The organism is Bradyrhizobium sp. CB1717 (assembly GCF_029714325.1).
Classification (GTDB): Bacteria; Pseudomonadota; Alphaproteobacteria; order Rhizobiales; family Xanthobacteraceae; genus Bradyrhizobium.
On record NZ_CP121666.1, the window covers coordinates 2,650,446 to 2,663,350 of the forward strand.

18 protein-coding genes are annotated in these 12,905 nt (G+C 64.5%); 16 read left to right on the forward strand and 2 right to left on the reverse strand.

All coding sequences use genetic code 11. The annotated features are described in order from the left end of the window. Window positions 1-31 precede the first annotated feature (31 nt). Both flgF and QA649_RS12525 read right to left on the reverse strand, forming a co-directional pair. Window positions 32-760 carry a flagellar basal-body rod protein FlgF gene (flgF, locus tag QA649_RS12520; protein ID WP_018641270.1) on the reverse strand — a complete coding sequence of 243 codons (729 nt, stop codon included), beginning with the start codon at window positions 758-760 and terminating at the stop codon, window positions 32-34. 3 nt (window positions 761-763) lie between these two features. Then, window positions 764-1,552, reverse strand: coding sequence for a DUF1217 domain-containing protein (locus tag QA649_RS12525; RefSeq protein ID WP_283024449.1), 789 nt, complete (start codon window positions 1,550-1,552; stop codon window positions 764-766). Window positions 1,553-1,695: 143 nt separating this feature from the next. On the opposite strand from QA649_RS12525, the gene motA reads away from it, so the two are divergent. From motA to fliP, 16 genes are all read left to right on the forward strand, one after another. Beyond that, a complete protein-coding gene (gene motA, locus QA649_RS12530; RefSeq protein WP_283024450.1) occupies window positions 1,696-2,592 on the forward strand; it encodes a flagellar motor stator protein MotA in 897 nt (298 codons plus the stop codon). After that, window positions 2,589-3,530, forward strand: a complete 942-nt coding sequence (locus tag QA649_RS12535; RefSeq protein ID WP_283024451.1) for a FliM/FliN family flagellar motor switch protein — start codon at window positions 2,589-2,591, stop codon at window positions 3,528-3,530. Before motA ends, QA649_RS12535 begins: the two co-directional genes overlap by 4 nt. Next, window positions 3,511-3,825: a hypothetical protein gene (locus QA649_RS12540; protein WP_283024452.1), complete on the forward strand. Its 315-nt coding sequence runs from the start codon at window positions 3,511-3,513 to the stop codon at window positions 3,823-3,825. The genes QA649_RS12535 and QA649_RS12540 overlap by 20 nt, the downstream gene beginning before the upstream one ends. A 76-nt stretch (window positions 3,826-3,901) precedes the next feature. Continuing rightward, window positions 3,902-4,276: a flagellar motor switch protein FliN gene (gene fliN, locus QA649_RS12545; protein WP_018641265.1), complete on the forward strand. Its 375-nt coding sequence runs from the start codon at window positions 3,902-3,904 to the stop codon at window positions 4,274-4,276. Window positions 4,277-4,278: 2 nt separating this feature from the next. After that, on the forward strand, window positions 4,279-5,319 hold the full coding sequence (locus tag QA649_RS12550) for a flagellar motor switch protein FliG (protein ID WP_283024453.1): 1,041 nt from the start codon (window positions 4,279-4,281) through the stop codon (window positions 5,317-5,319). A gap of 13 nt (window positions 5,320-5,332) precedes the next feature. Next, on the forward strand, window positions 5,333-6,418 hold the full coding sequence (gene flhB, locus QA649_RS12555; RefSeq protein ID WP_283024454.1) for a flagellar biosynthesis protein FlhB: 1,086 nt from the start codon (window positions 5,333-5,335) through the stop codon (window positions 6,416-6,418). A gap of 64 nt (window positions 6,419-6,482) precedes the next feature. Then, entirely contained in the window at window positions 6,483-6,884 is a 402-nt protein-coding gene (flgB, locus tag QA649_RS12560) for a flagellar basal body rod protein FlgB (RefSeq protein ID WP_283024455.1), read from the forward strand. Between the two features lie 11 nt (window positions 6,885-6,895). Next, window positions 6,896-7,312: a flagellar basal body rod protein FlgC gene (gene flgC, locus QA649_RS12565; RefSeq protein WP_018641261.1), complete on the forward strand. Its 417-nt coding sequence runs from the start codon at window positions 6,896-6,898 to the stop codon at window positions 7,310-7,312. A 2-nt stretch (window positions 7,313-7,314) separates the two neighbouring features. Further along, a complete protein-coding gene (locus tag QA649_RS12570) occupies window positions 7,315-7,644 on the forward strand; it encodes a flagellar hook-basal body complex protein FliE (RefSeq protein ID WP_018641260.1) in 330 nt (109 codons plus the stop codon). 18 nt (window positions 7,645-7,662) lie between these two features. Beyond that, entirely contained in the window at window positions 7,663-8,451 is a 789-nt protein-coding gene (gene flgG / locus QA649_RS12575; RefSeq protein WP_018641259.1) for a flagellar basal-body rod protein FlgG, read from the forward strand. A 13-nt stretch (window positions 8,452-8,464) separates the two neighbouring features. Continuing rightward, complete coding sequence (flgA, locus tag QA649_RS12580; protein WP_080648016.1) at window positions 8,465-8,941, forward strand: flagellar basal body P-ring formation chaperone FlgA; 477 nt, start codon at window positions 8,465-8,467, stop codon at window positions 8,939-8,941. Further along, window positions 8,938-10,068: a flagellar basal body P-ring protein FlgI gene (gene flgI / locus QA649_RS12585; protein WP_283024456.1), complete on the forward strand. Its 1,131-nt coding sequence runs from the start codon at window positions 8,938-8,940 to the stop codon at window positions 10,066-10,068. The genes flgA and flgI overlap by 4 nt, the downstream gene beginning before the upstream one ends. Before the next feature lie 67 nt (window positions 10,069-10,135). Beyond that, complete coding sequence (locus QA649_RS12590; protein WP_283024457.1) at window positions 10,136-10,927, forward strand: MotE family protein; 792 nt, start codon at window positions 10,136-10,138, stop codon at window positions 10,925-10,927. Beyond that, window positions 10,928-11,623, forward strand: coding sequence for a flagellar basal body L-ring protein FlgH (gene flgH / locus QA649_RS12595; RefSeq protein WP_283024458.1), 696 nt, complete (start codon window positions 10,928-10,930; stop codon window positions 11,621-11,623). Window positions 11,624-11,665: 42 nt separating this feature from the next. Next, a complete protein-coding gene (locus QA649_RS12600) occupies window positions 11,666-12,109 on the forward strand; it encodes a flagellar basal body-associated FliL family protein (protein ID WP_283024459.1) in 444 nt (147 codons plus the stop codon). Next, window positions 12,106-12,846 (forward strand): flagellar type III secretion system pore protein FliP, encoded by a 741-nt coding sequence (fliP, locus tag QA649_RS12605; RefSeq protein ID WP_018641253.1) that lies wholly within the window; start codon window positions 12,106-12,108, stop codon window positions 12,844-12,846. The genes QA649_RS12600 and fliP overlap by 4 nt, the downstream gene beginning before the upstream one ends. The last annotated feature ends 59 nt before the right edge of the window (window positions 12,847-12,905 follow it).

The window sequence follows — 12,905 nt, forward strand, 5'->3', positions numbered from 1 at the left end:
ATTGCGCACGCGGCGCACTCTACTTGCGATTCTATTTGCCCGGCTCGCCCAGCGTCCGGATTGCGTTCTGCAGCGAGCTCTCGGTACCCTCGATCATCGAATTGGTGCCGTCGAAGGCGCGCGAGGCTGCCATCAGCTTGGTCAATTCCATCATCGGATTGGCGCCGGACCCCTCGACATAGCCCTGCTTGAAGCCGTCGCGGGAGAAATCGGCGATCGCGGTCGCAGGCCGGTCGGGCGTGACGCCGGAATTGCCGTAGCGCTCGAGATTGGCGTCGGCGGGAATGTTGAACAGGCCGATGGTGCCGATCTCGTTGTTGTCCTGGGTGATCGCGCCGCTGCGCGAGATCGAGACCGGTCCGCCGTTCGGGTCGAGCGTGATCTGCGCGCCGCCGGCATCGACGACGGGGAAGCCCGACACCGTCTGAAGGTCGCCGTTGGCGGCGATCTGGAGGCGGCCGTCACGCGTATAGACCGTGCCGTTCGGGCCGGCGAAGGCGAGCCAGCCCTGTCCGACCACGGCGACGTCGAGCGGATTGCCGCTCTCGGTGATGTTGCCTTGCTCGCGCGAGATGATGTTGTCGCCGGGCGAGGAGAAGGCGACCGGGTTCGCGCCGGCCTTGGACAGCACGGTCTCGAACTTCACCACGTCGGTGCGGAATGCCGCCGTGTTGACGTTGGCAACGTTGTTGGCGATCGTCTGGAGGCGCTTTTCGAGGGCGACCTGCGCCGACAATCCCACATAGAGAGCGGATTGCATGACTTACCTGTTGAACTTGATGTTCTGAAGCGTCGTGAGCACGTTGGTATCCATGCTGACCGACGTCGCTGCGCCGGCGATCAGGACCAGCGCGGGATTGGTCGAGGTGTCGCTCTGGGCCTGGGTCGCATCCCACATCGCCGCGAAGCGCTGCACGAATTTGGTGACCTTGGTCGGGTCCTGGAAATCGGTGAGATCGATCTTGTCCGTGATCATCTTGGCCTGGACATCGATGTCGGACGAGCTGATCGTGGCCGGCCAGCCCATCGCCGTCTGCACCACCTGCGTCAGCGCCTTGTCGGCGAGGATCTGGTAGGCGTTGGTGATCGTGGAGGCCTTGCGGGTGAAATAGAGCGCCAGCCGCAGACCTTCGTTCTGGTCGCCGGCCTTCTCCTCCATCGTCTGCGTGACGTATTGGGTCGCCGTACCGGTCGTGGCCGCCGCGGCCTGGGTCGCCTGGTCGCCGAGCGCGGCAAAGTTGAAGGCGGTGGCGAACTGCCGGTAGCGGGTGTCGGTGAGCTTGTTGGCGAAGGCGTCCTTGTCCGAGATCCCCTCGGTCAGCACCTTGCGCATGAACGCCTTGGCATAGGTCATGTCGCTGAGGCCGTAGGCCTTCATCGCATAGCTGTAGAGGCGGTAGTCCTTCAGGAAGTCGTCGATCGTCTTCACATTGCCGATATGGCTGAGAAAATAATCGGTCTCGCGGCTGACGTCGGGCTCCTGCGCGACCTGGGTCATCGACTTGCCCAGGTCATTGGTCAGTCTGGTGTAATCCGCGATGGTGGATAGCATGACACGCGTCCCTCTGGCCGCAATGGCGACATCGTCCCAAGCTGCCGCGAATTGCTTGCGCGAGGCTGGCGACGCGGGAAGCCAGCTTCGCGCAAGCGTCGCCGACTAGATACTCCCGACGGGATCGGCGATGGAGCGGCGCGTTGGGCAGTTTCGTGGGGATTTTCATCACGGTGGCGGCGCTGCTCGGCGGATTTGCCGCCATGGGCGGGCATCTGGCCGTGCTGATGCAGCCGTGGGAATTCGTCATCATCATCGGCACCGCGGTCGGCACCTTCATCCTGGCCAATCCGTGGAAGACGGTGGTCGACAGCGGGGTGGCCTGCATGCAGGCCATCACCAACGCGGTGCCGGGACAGCGTTATTACCTCGACCTGCTCGGGGCGCTGCACGCCCTGATGCGTGAGCTCAGGGGCAAGGGCCGCAACGAGGTGGAGGCGCATATCGACGATCCCTCGTCCTCCGAGATCTTCAAGGCGTTCCCCAGCGTGCTCGGTGACCCCTCGCTGCTTCAGTTCATCTGCGACTATGTCCGTCTCATCATCATGGGCAACGCGCGCACGCACGAGATCGAGGCGCTGATGGACGAGGAGATCCACACCATCGTGAAGAGCAAGCTGGCGCCCTACCATGCGCTGGTGACGGTATCCGAGGCGATGCCGGCCCTCGGCATCGTCGCTGCGGTGCTCGGCGTCATCAAGGCGATGGGCGCGCTCGACCAGTCGCCGAAGCTGCTCGGCGGCTTCATCGGCGCGGCCCTGGTCGGGACCTTCGCCGGCATCTTCATATCCTATGGCGTCCTTTCGCCGTTCGCGATCAAGATCAAGATGACGCGCGAGAAGAGGTGCCGGCCCTACATCATCGTCAAGCAGACGCTGCTGGCGTTCATGAACGGCGCCATGCCGCAGATCGCGGTCGAGCACGGCCGCAAGATGATCTCGAGCAACGAGCGTCCCTCGATCGACGTCGTCGAGAACGAGACGATCGCGGGTCCCAAGGCCGTCCCGAGCGAGGCTGAACCGAAGGCTGCGCGCGCATGACGATGGAAGACGTCGAGGTCGATCAGCGGAAGCAGCTGCCGAACTACCTGCTGGATGCGGCGGGTATCTCCATCGAACGCATGCCGATGCTCAATGTGATCTTCGATCGCATGGCGGCATCTTGCACCGACAGCCTGCAGCCGATGGCGGGAACGCCCTGCTACTTCTCGGTCAACGGCATCACCAACGACCCTCTCGGCGACATCATCAAGGACTACGAGGGCAACGCGGTGGCCGCCGTGCTCTATGCCGAGCAGTGGGATTCGCGCGTCATCATCATGCTGGATCGCGACTTCGTGTTCACGATGGTCGAGGCGATGTTCGGCTCCGACGGCGCCGAGCCGCCGCTCGACGTCGAGCGCACCTTCTCGAACATCGAGATCCGGCTGGTCCAGGCCCTGTTCGAGCGGTTCGCCAAGGCACTGCAAGGCGCCTTCGCCGGCACGTCCAACGTCACCTTCCGTGTCGAGCGGGTCGAGACGGCCATGGCGTCGCTGGCGATCGGGCGCGCCAGCAACATGTCGATCTGCGCGAACATGATGGTGCAGGCGCTCTATCGCGGCGGCCAGATGTTCCTGATCATTCCGCACTCCGCGCTCAACCCGCTCAGGCAGAAGCTTGCAACTGTCACCGCCAGCGACGGCCGCACGACCGATCCGCGTTGGCGCGAGCAGATGGAGAGCGAGGTCAACAAGACCGAAGTGACGTTGACTGCCGTGCTCGACGAGAAGATGGTGACCCTCGGCGACGTCGTGAAGTTCCAGGTCGGGCAGGTGCTCGAGCTCGAAGCCACGCCACGCTCGCTGGCCCGTCTCGAAAGCAATAATCAGGTGCTGTTCTGGTGTCAGATCGGCCAGCTGGATGGCTATTACGCCATGCAGGTGTCCGATCCCGTGGATCAGAAACGGGAGTTCGTCGATGATATCCTATCTCGTTGATGCCGTGCTGCTCATTGCCCTCGCCTTCACCAGCATGCGGGTGACCAAGATGCACCGCGAGCTGGCGCGGTTGCGCAGCTATCAGGGCGAATTCTCGACCATCGTCCACGAGACGGCGGGCGCCTTCGACACGGTCATCACGGCGGCTCATGACTCCACTGCAAACCTCGGGCGACTCGCCAACGTGCTCGGCGCGAAGATCGACCAGGCTCACGAGGCGATCGCGGCGCTCGATGCCAGGAGCGGGCTCGCACCGGTCACGGCCGCCGGCGGCGCGGACGTGAACAAGCACTGAAGTCCGGACTGGCGGAACAAGGACGATCGGGACGTCGCGGCGTTCCCGGAGTGGAAATACCAAGAGGCAATACCAAATGGCGCAATCCTTCGACTATGAGTCTGCACCTGCATCGGGAGAGGCCGAGACGTCTCCGCTGGAGCGGCTGGCGGAGATCGCCCAGCGCACCGCCGAGGAGACCGGCAAGTTCGCCAATGTCGACGCTATCCTGCGCATTCCCGTCACCATGCAGGTGGTGCTCGGCTCGGCGACCATTCCGGTGGCGAACCTGATGAAGCTCGGCCGTGGCGCGGTCGTTCCGCTCGATCACCGGGTCGGGGAGCCCGTCGACGTCGTCGTCAACGGCCGCATCGTCGCTCGCGGCGAGGTGGTCGTGGTCGAAGAGGACAATTCCCGCTTCGGCGTCTCGCTCACGGAGATCGTCGGGCCGCTGGGGCAGGGTGATACCTGAACATGGCGGCACCGGTCGGCATCGCTCCCGTCAAGCAGCGAGGCGTTACCACGCTGGGCGGCACGGAAAAGGTCGCCGCGCTCCTGCTGGCGATGGGCCGGCAGGCGGCCGCGAGCGTGCTTCAGCAGTTCGAGCCGCAGGAGATCCGCATCGTCACCAAGGCGGCGGCGGAGCTGCGGCCGATCACGGCGCAGGAGCTTGAGGGAATCGTCGAGGAGTTCGCCCAGCAGTTCTCGATGGGTGCGAACATTCTCGGCACCCTCGGTGGCCTGGAAGCCGTGCTCGGCGACGTGCTTCCGGCCGACCAGGTCTCGGCGATCATGACGGACCTGCTCGGCAATTCGAGCCGGTCGGTGTGGGACCGCGTCTCGTCGGTGTCGGAAAATTCGCTGGCGACCTACCTCTCCAAGGAGCATCCGCAGACCGCGGCGCTCATCCTGTCCAAGGTCAAGCCGTCCTGCGCCGCCAAGGTGATGAGCCAGCTGCCGTCGAGCCTGCGCAACGAGCTGATGCGGCGTGTGCTGAGCCTCAAGCCGATCGTCGACGACGCGATGAAGGTCCTCGAGAAGACGCTGCACGAAGATCTGACGCTGAATTTCGCCCGCAACCTCGGCGCGGACACCTATGCCCGTGTCGCCGACATCATCAACAAGATGGAGCGCGGCCACATCGAGGACATACTGAAGAGCCTGTCGGAGAAGCGACCGAAGTCGGCCGAGGTGCTGAAGGAGCTGCTGTTCACCTTCGACGACGTCATCAACCTGGCGCCGAAGGCGCGCACCATGATCTTCGACCAGGTTCCGACCGACCGCATCGTGGTCGCGCTGAAGGGCACCGACAAGCACTTCCGCGAGCTGATCCTGTCCGCGGTCGCCTCGCGCGTCCGCCGCGTCGTCGAGGCCGAGCTCGCGATCGGCGAGCCGTCGAACCAGCGCGACGTGCTCGAGGCGCGCCGTGTGATCACCGACCTCGCACTCGACCTCGCGGAGAAGGGCGAAATCGAGCTCAACCCCGACCAGGAGGATGAGCTGGTCTTCCGCTGACCGCTGAACGGGCATGGCAGAAACATCCGATCAGGAGAGCAAGACAGAAGAGCCGACCGAGAAGAAAGTCCGTGATTCGCTCGAACAGGGCAAAATTCCGGTCTCTCGGGAGGCATCCATCTTCGCCTCGATGGCCGCGCTGATGGTGATCCAGGCATTCCTGATCGGCCAGGGCGTGCAGCAATTGGTGCCGACTCTGAAGGGGTTGCTCGACGATCCCGAGGGCTTTCCCCTCGGCACCGGGGCCGACGCGCTGAACCTCCTCACCGTGGTGGGGCTTCAGGCGTTTCGATTCCTGGTGCCGCTGCTCGTCATCCTGGTGGTGTTCGGACTCGCTGCATCGCTGCTGCAAAATGCGCCGCGCCTGGTGCTGCAGCGTATCGCGCCGGACCTGTCGCGGATCTCCCCGATCGGCGGCTGGAGCCGGCTGTTCGGAAAGCAGGGCCTCGTCGAGTTTGCCAAGTCGCTGTTCAAGCTCGGCTCGGTGAGCGCCGTGGTCGCCTTCGTGCTGCGCTCGTCCGAAGCGAAGGCGTTCGAGGCGATGTACACCGATCCGGTTGCGCTGCCGGAGATGATCCTCAACATCGCGATGCGGATCGTCTCGGCCATCTGCATCGCGACCATCGTCCTGGTCGCGATCGATCTCGCCTGGGCGCGCTTTCACTGGCGGCGCGAGCTGCGCATGACCAAGCAGGAAATCAAGGACGAGCACAAGCAGGCCGAGGGCGATCCGCTGGTCAAGGCGCGCCTGCGCTCGCTGGCGCGCGACCGCTCGCGGCAACGGATGATCGCTTCCGCTGCGCGCGCGACGCTCGTGATCGCGAACCCGACGCACTTTGCGATCGCGCTGCGCTACAAGCGTGAAGAAAACCCGGCGCCGCTCGTCGTGGCCAAGGGCATGGACGTGATCGCGCTCAAGATCCGCGAGGTCGCCGAGCAGAACAGGATCCCGGTGATCGAGAACAAGGCCTTGGCGCGCGCGCTCTACGAGGCGGTTCAGGTCGATCAGGTGATTCCGGCGGAGTTCTTCCGGCCGGTCGCCGAGATCATCTACTTCCTGCAGTCGAAGCAGACACCGCGCCCCGAGAAGGTTCAGTAGATTTCCGAGGATGGTGCTTCGCCCAACAGCTTGACGAAAGCTTAACGCCCTAGGGTTCTCCCGAATGGACCAGAATGGGGCTGTCGTGGGACCGCTTTATCTCTTCGAACTGGCATCGTCGCAGGCGCGGTACCTCGAGCTCCGCCAGTCGACCATCGCGACCAACGTCGCCAATGCCAATACGCCGGGCTTCAAGGCGCGCGACGTCGAGCCGTTCAACAAGGTGCTCGACACGATGCCGGTCAGGCTTGCGACGACATCGCCGTCACACCTGCAGCTGTCCGCGGCCGAAACCGACACGCGCGCGACGGCCAAGAAGGACAGCTGGGAAGTGGTGCACTCCGGCAATTCCGTCAGCCTCGAGCAAGAGATGATCAAGGGCAACGACGTCAATCGCGACTACTCGATGAATTCGGCGGTCGTGCGCTCGTTCCACCGCATGCTGCTGTCGAGCGTGAAGACCTGAGGTGAATTGACATGCTGGACTCACTGAGCGCCTCTCTGACGGTTGCGAGCTCCGGGCTCGAGGCGCAGTCGACGCGCATGCGCATCGTCTCGGAAAATCTCGCCAACGCGACCTCGACGGGCCGCACCGCCGGCGCCGATCCGTATCAGCGCAAGACCATCACGTTCGATGCCGCGATGGACCGTGCCTCGGGCGCGCAGCTCGCGAAGGTCAAGGAAATCGGCGTCGACACCACGCCGTACCGCGTCGAGTACGACCCCGGGCATCCCGCCGCCGACAAGGCCGGCTACGTCAAGCTGCCGAACGTCAACATGATGATCGAGATGGCCGACATGCGGGAAGTCAACCGATCCTATGAAGCCAATCTCCAGGTGGTGAAGCAGGTGAGGTCGATGCTGGGCATGACCATCGACCTTCTGAGGAGCTGACAATGCTTGAGGCGATTTCATCCACCGCGATTTCCGCAGGCCAAGCGGCATCCCGCGCCACCGAAACGCAGGCCATCGCGCCGGCTGCGCCGACGTCAATCCAGTCGATCGACGATGTTGGATTCGAGTCGGTGATGAAGCAGGTGACGACGGACGCGATCGGTACGCTGAAGGCCGGCGAAGCGGCGTCGATCTCGGCGATGCAGGGCAAGGAATCGACGCGGAAGGTCGTGGAAGCATTGATGTCGGCCGAGCAGGCCTTGCAGACGGCGGTCGCGGTTCGCGACAAGGTCGTGCAGGCCTACCAGGAAGTCGTCCGGATGTCGATTTGATCTGAAGGAGTGGGTTAAGTGAAATCGCTCGCCATTGCGGCTACGGGCATGAATGCCCAGCAGACCAATATCGAAGTCATCGCGAACAACATCGCCAACATCAACTCGACGTCGTACAAGCGGGCGCGCGCCGAATTCACCGATCTGTTCTATCAGATGGACCGCATGCAGGGCGTCGCCAACGTCAACGGTTCGTCGCCGATCCCGGAGGGCGCCAATCTCGGTCTCGGCGTCAAGTCGGCGGCGATCCGCAAGCTGCACATCCAGGGTGCGCTCACCCAGACCGGCAACCCTTACGACCTCGCGATCAACGGTCGCGGCTGGTTCCAGGTGCTGGGCCCCAACAACGAGGTGCAGTACACCCGCGCGGGTTCGTTTAACGTCAATGCCAACAGTCAGCTCGTCACCACCGACGGCTATCTGCTGGATCCCGCAATCACCATCCCGCAGGGAACGGTCGAGGTCACGGTCAATGCTACCGGCCAGGTATTTGCCAAGCTGGACACGGAAGTGAACCCGCGGCAGATCGGCCAGCTCAACCTCGCCAATTTCGCCAACGAAGCGGGCCTCGAGCCGCTGGGCAGCAATCTCTATCGCGAGACCACGGCGTCCGGCACGCCGGTCGTCGGGCTGCCGGGCGATGCCGGCTACGGCAAGATCAATCAGAAATATCTCGAAGCCTCGAACGTCGATCCCGTCAAGGAAATCACCGAGTTGATCTCGGCGCAGCGCGCCTACGAAATGAACGCCAAGGTCATCCAGGCCTCGGATGAAATGGCCTCGACGGTATCGAAGGGCCTTCGTTAGTTCCGGTGTGTCCATGTTGAACAGGGTGGGCCTGATCGTGCGCGGGTTGGCCGCCGTGCTGCTGGTTCTCGCCTCGGTGCGCGTCGCCGTCGCCGAGGAGAAGCGGCTTCCCGTGCCTGCCGTCTCGATCCGTGCCGGCGAGCTGATCCGGGACGACATGATCACGGAGCGCGCCTTCGCGCCGAACGTGCTCGGCGTCGCCATGTTCATCGAAGGACGCCAGGTCCTGGTCGGTCGCATGGCCCGGCGCGCGCTGCTGCCGGGCCAGCCGATCCCGACCAACTCGGTGGAGGATCCCTGGACCGTCGCCCGCGGCGCCATGGTCAAGGTCGTCGTCGAAGACAGCGGCCTGTCGATCGTCACTTACGGTTCGGCAATGCAGTCGGGCGCGGCCGGCGCGCTCATCCCGGTACGCAACACCGATACCGGCGTGATCATCAGGGGCGTCGTCCAACCGGACGGCACCGTCAAGGTCGTGGACGGATCATGACCAGAGTCCTGCTTGCGCTCGTCCTGCTGCTTTGCGCCGCCAGCGCCCAGGCCGCCGTCCGCATCAAGGACATTGCCGATATCAAGGGGCTGCGCGAAAACCAGATCGTCGGCTATGGCCTCGTCATCGGCCTGAATGGAACCGGCGACACGCTGCGCAATGCCCCGTTCACGGAGCAGTCCCTGCAATCGATGCTCGAGAACATGGGCATCAACGTCAGGAACGAAACCACGAGCACCACCAATCCGACGCGCCCGACCACGCTGCGCACGCGCAACGTCGCGGCGGTGATGGTGACGGCAGACCTGCCGCCCTCGATCGGGCCCGGCGAGCGGATGGACGTGACGGTGTCCTCGCTCGGCGATGCGACCTCGCTGCTCGGCGGCACGCTGGTGATGACGTCGCTGCGCGCCGCGGACGGTGCGGTCTATGCGGTGGCCCAAGGCGCGGTCACGGTTGCCGGCTACAGCGTGGGCGGCCAGGCCCAGAGCGTCAGCCAGGGCACGCCGACCGCCGGACGCATTCCGAACGGCGCGCTGGTCGAGCGCGAGGTGCAGGGAAGCCTCCATGAAATGGAGTTCCTGGTGCTGGAGCTCAAGAACCCCGACTTCGTCACTGCGACGCGCATCCTGGACGCCGTCAACCGCTACGCCGGCGGCCGCTACCGCTCGCAGATCGCCTTCGAGCGCGACTATCGGACTATCGTGCTGTCGAAGCCGCGCCATGTTGGCCCGGTCCGCTTCCTGGCGGAAATCGGCGAACTGACGGTTGAACCGGATACTCCGGCGCGGGTGGTGATCAACGAGCGCACCGGCACGGTGGTGATCGGACGCGACGTGCGGATATCGACGGTTGCGGTGACGCACGGCAATCTGACGGTCCGCGTCACCGAGATGCCCGTGGTGTCGCAGCCGGCACCGTTCTCGCGGGGCCAGACGGTGGTCGTCCCCCAGACCGTGGTCGAGGCGAACGAGGCCGGATCGCAGGTGGCCATTCTGAGCGGCGTCGACCTCCAGCGCCTGGTTCGCGGATTGAACCAGATCGGCCTCAAGCCATCGGGCATCATCGCCATTCTCCAGGCGATCAAGACGGCCGGCGCGCTGCAGGCCGATGTCATCGTCCAATGATGCATAAGCGTCGTGCAAGCTTGGTCGCTCAATGCTCAGGTCTCGACCGAGAATCGCACGCGCTCCGATGCTGAAGCTGGATCACAAAGCCAAACTCCTTCTGCTGGTCGCGGCCGTGGCGCTCACGGGCGCTTCGCCCGTGCTTGCGCTGGATGAAGCCAAGGCGTCGAAGCCGCTCAACCTGCTTTCCTTCGCGCGTGCTCGCGCGCCAGGACCGCAGAAGCCGGCCCCCGCGTCGCCGATACCGGGCGATAATGCATCAATCCGGGCGGCTGCGTGGGCGGCCGAAGATTCCGGGCCCGCAACTACCGGCGCGGTGCCGGCACCCGAGCCTCCTGCTTCTGCTCCTGCCCGTGCAGCGGCACCCGCACCAGCTGCCGCGCCCGCGCGTCCGGCCAAGCCCGGCAGCGTCACGGCGCCGGCGAAGCCTGCACCGCAGCAGGCCGTTGGGTCCGCCGACAACGAGGTCGCCCTGTTCTGCAGCAACGTGGCCGATCCCGCCGTCGACGCGAGGCTCGCCTGGCAGATCAAGGAGCTGGAGAAGGCCGAGACCCAGCTCCGCGAGCGGATCGCCGAGGTCGAGGCCAAGCGCGCCGAATACGAGAAGTGGATGGCGCTGCGCGACGACTTCCTGAAGAAGGCCGAGGCCCAAGTCGTCGAGATCTATTCGCGGATGAAGCCGGACGCCGCGGCCACCCAGATCGCCGGCATGTCGGACGAGACCGCTGCAGCCGTGCTTGCCAAGCTCAGCCCGAGGAGCTCGAGCGCAATTTTCAACGAGATGGATACGGCGCGCGCCGCGCACCTTGCCGACGTGCTCGGCGGAATGCGCCGCGTGGATGACGGAAAGACCAAATAGATGAAGAATCTGATCCTCATCCTGTCGCTCCTGATGCTTGCCGGATGCGTCGGTGACCCGAACGAGATCCTGACCGGTCCGCGATTGTCGCCGGTCGGCAGCGGTCTGAGGACGCAGGCCGATCCGATTCCGGTGACGCCGCGCGTGCGCACGCCCGTCAGCTACCGCTCGACCTGGGACGACGGCACCGATCTCTACCGCGATCCCCGCGCGCGGCGCACCGGCGACGTCGTGACGGTGATCATCTCGATGCAGGACAAGGCCAAGCTCGACAACAAGACCGATCGCTCGCGCGATTCGCAGATCAAGTTCGGGCTGGACTGGCTGATGGACGTCGCGGGATGGAGCGACAAGGGCTCCACCAGCGCCAATCTCAGCACCAACACGCAGATCAAGGGCAACGGTCAGATCGATCGCACCGAGGACATCAAGCTGTCCATCGCCGCAATCGTCACCGACGTGTTGCCGAACGGCAATATGATGATCAGCGGTTCGCAGGAATTCCGCGTCAACACCGAGATGCGCGTGCTCAATGTCGGCGGCATCGTGCGTCCGCGCGATATTTCGCGGACCAACACGATCTCCTACGACAAGATCGCGGAGGCGCGCGTGTCCTATGGTGGTCGCGGAAACCTGTCTGACGTGCAGCAGCCTGGATGGGGGCATCGGATCTATGACACCGTGGCACCGTTCTGAGGTTCGTGGCGGCATGACCGCGCTGCGAGGGCAGGGGACGCCATGCGCCTGATTGCGGCCATCCTGGCGCTGACCCTGGTCGCGATCGGTGCGGGCGCACTCGCGGGCCTGCATCTGTTCGCGGCCGCCGAGCGCGTCGCCGACGCGAAGAAGAGCGCCTCGGAGCCGCCGATCGCGTCAAGCTACGCCGGCAGCGCCCGGCTTCGCAAACTGTCCCCGATCGTGACCAATCTGGCCGCGCCGGCCAACAACTGGGCCCGCGTCGAGGCCTCCATGGTGACGGAAAGCATGAGCGACGAGGAAGCCGGCATCCTGGCCGCCCATATCAGCGAGGACATCGTGACCTATCTGCGGTCGTCGTCGGTCACGCAATTCGAGGGATCGCGCGGCCTCCAGCACCTGCGCGACGACCTGACCGAGCGCGCCAATATCCGCTCGTCCGGCAAGGTCCGCGAATTGATCATAGAGACGTTGGTGATCCAGTGAGAGTGAAAGTCCTGCTGCTCGCGTTGCTTCTGGCCGTGCTGCCCGAGGTGGCGCTGGCCCAGATCCCGGACCTCAACTCGCTGCTGCCTCCCGGCAACGGCTCGACCAGCGGCCGCATCATCCAGCTGATGGCGCTGATCACGGTGCTGTCGGTAGCGCCGGGGCTGCTCATCATGGTGACGAGCTTCACGCGATTTGCGGTGGCGCTGTCGTTCCTGCGCTCCGGCCTCGGCCTCCAGACCACGCCGGCCAATCTCGTGATGGTCAGCCTCGCGCTGTTCATGACCTTCTACGTGATGGCGCCGACCTTCGACCGCGCCTGGGAGACCGGCGTCCAGCCTCTCATGAAGAACGAGATCTCGGAGGAGGAGGCCTATCTGAAGATCACCGATCCGTTCCGCGAATTCATGCTGGCTCATGTCCGCGACAAGGATCTGCAGACCTTCGAGTCGCTCGCCGCCGAAAGCTTTCGCAAGAAGTTCGACGACAAGCGCGTCGATCTGCGCGTGATCATTCCGGCCTTCATGATCTCCGAGCTCCGGCGCTCGTTCGAGATCGGCTTCCTCATCATGCTGCCGTTCCTCGTCATCGACATGATCGTGGCGACGCTGACGATGTCGATGGGCATGATGATGATGCCGCCGACGATCCTCGCCCTGCCGTTCAAGATGCTGTTCTTCGTGCTGATCGACGGCTGGAACCTGCTGGCCTCCGGACTGGTGCGGTCGTTCTCGTAGCAGCCGCGATCGCCGGCCGGCCGGTTATGGTTAGCAAGAAGTACCGACTTATGGTTACC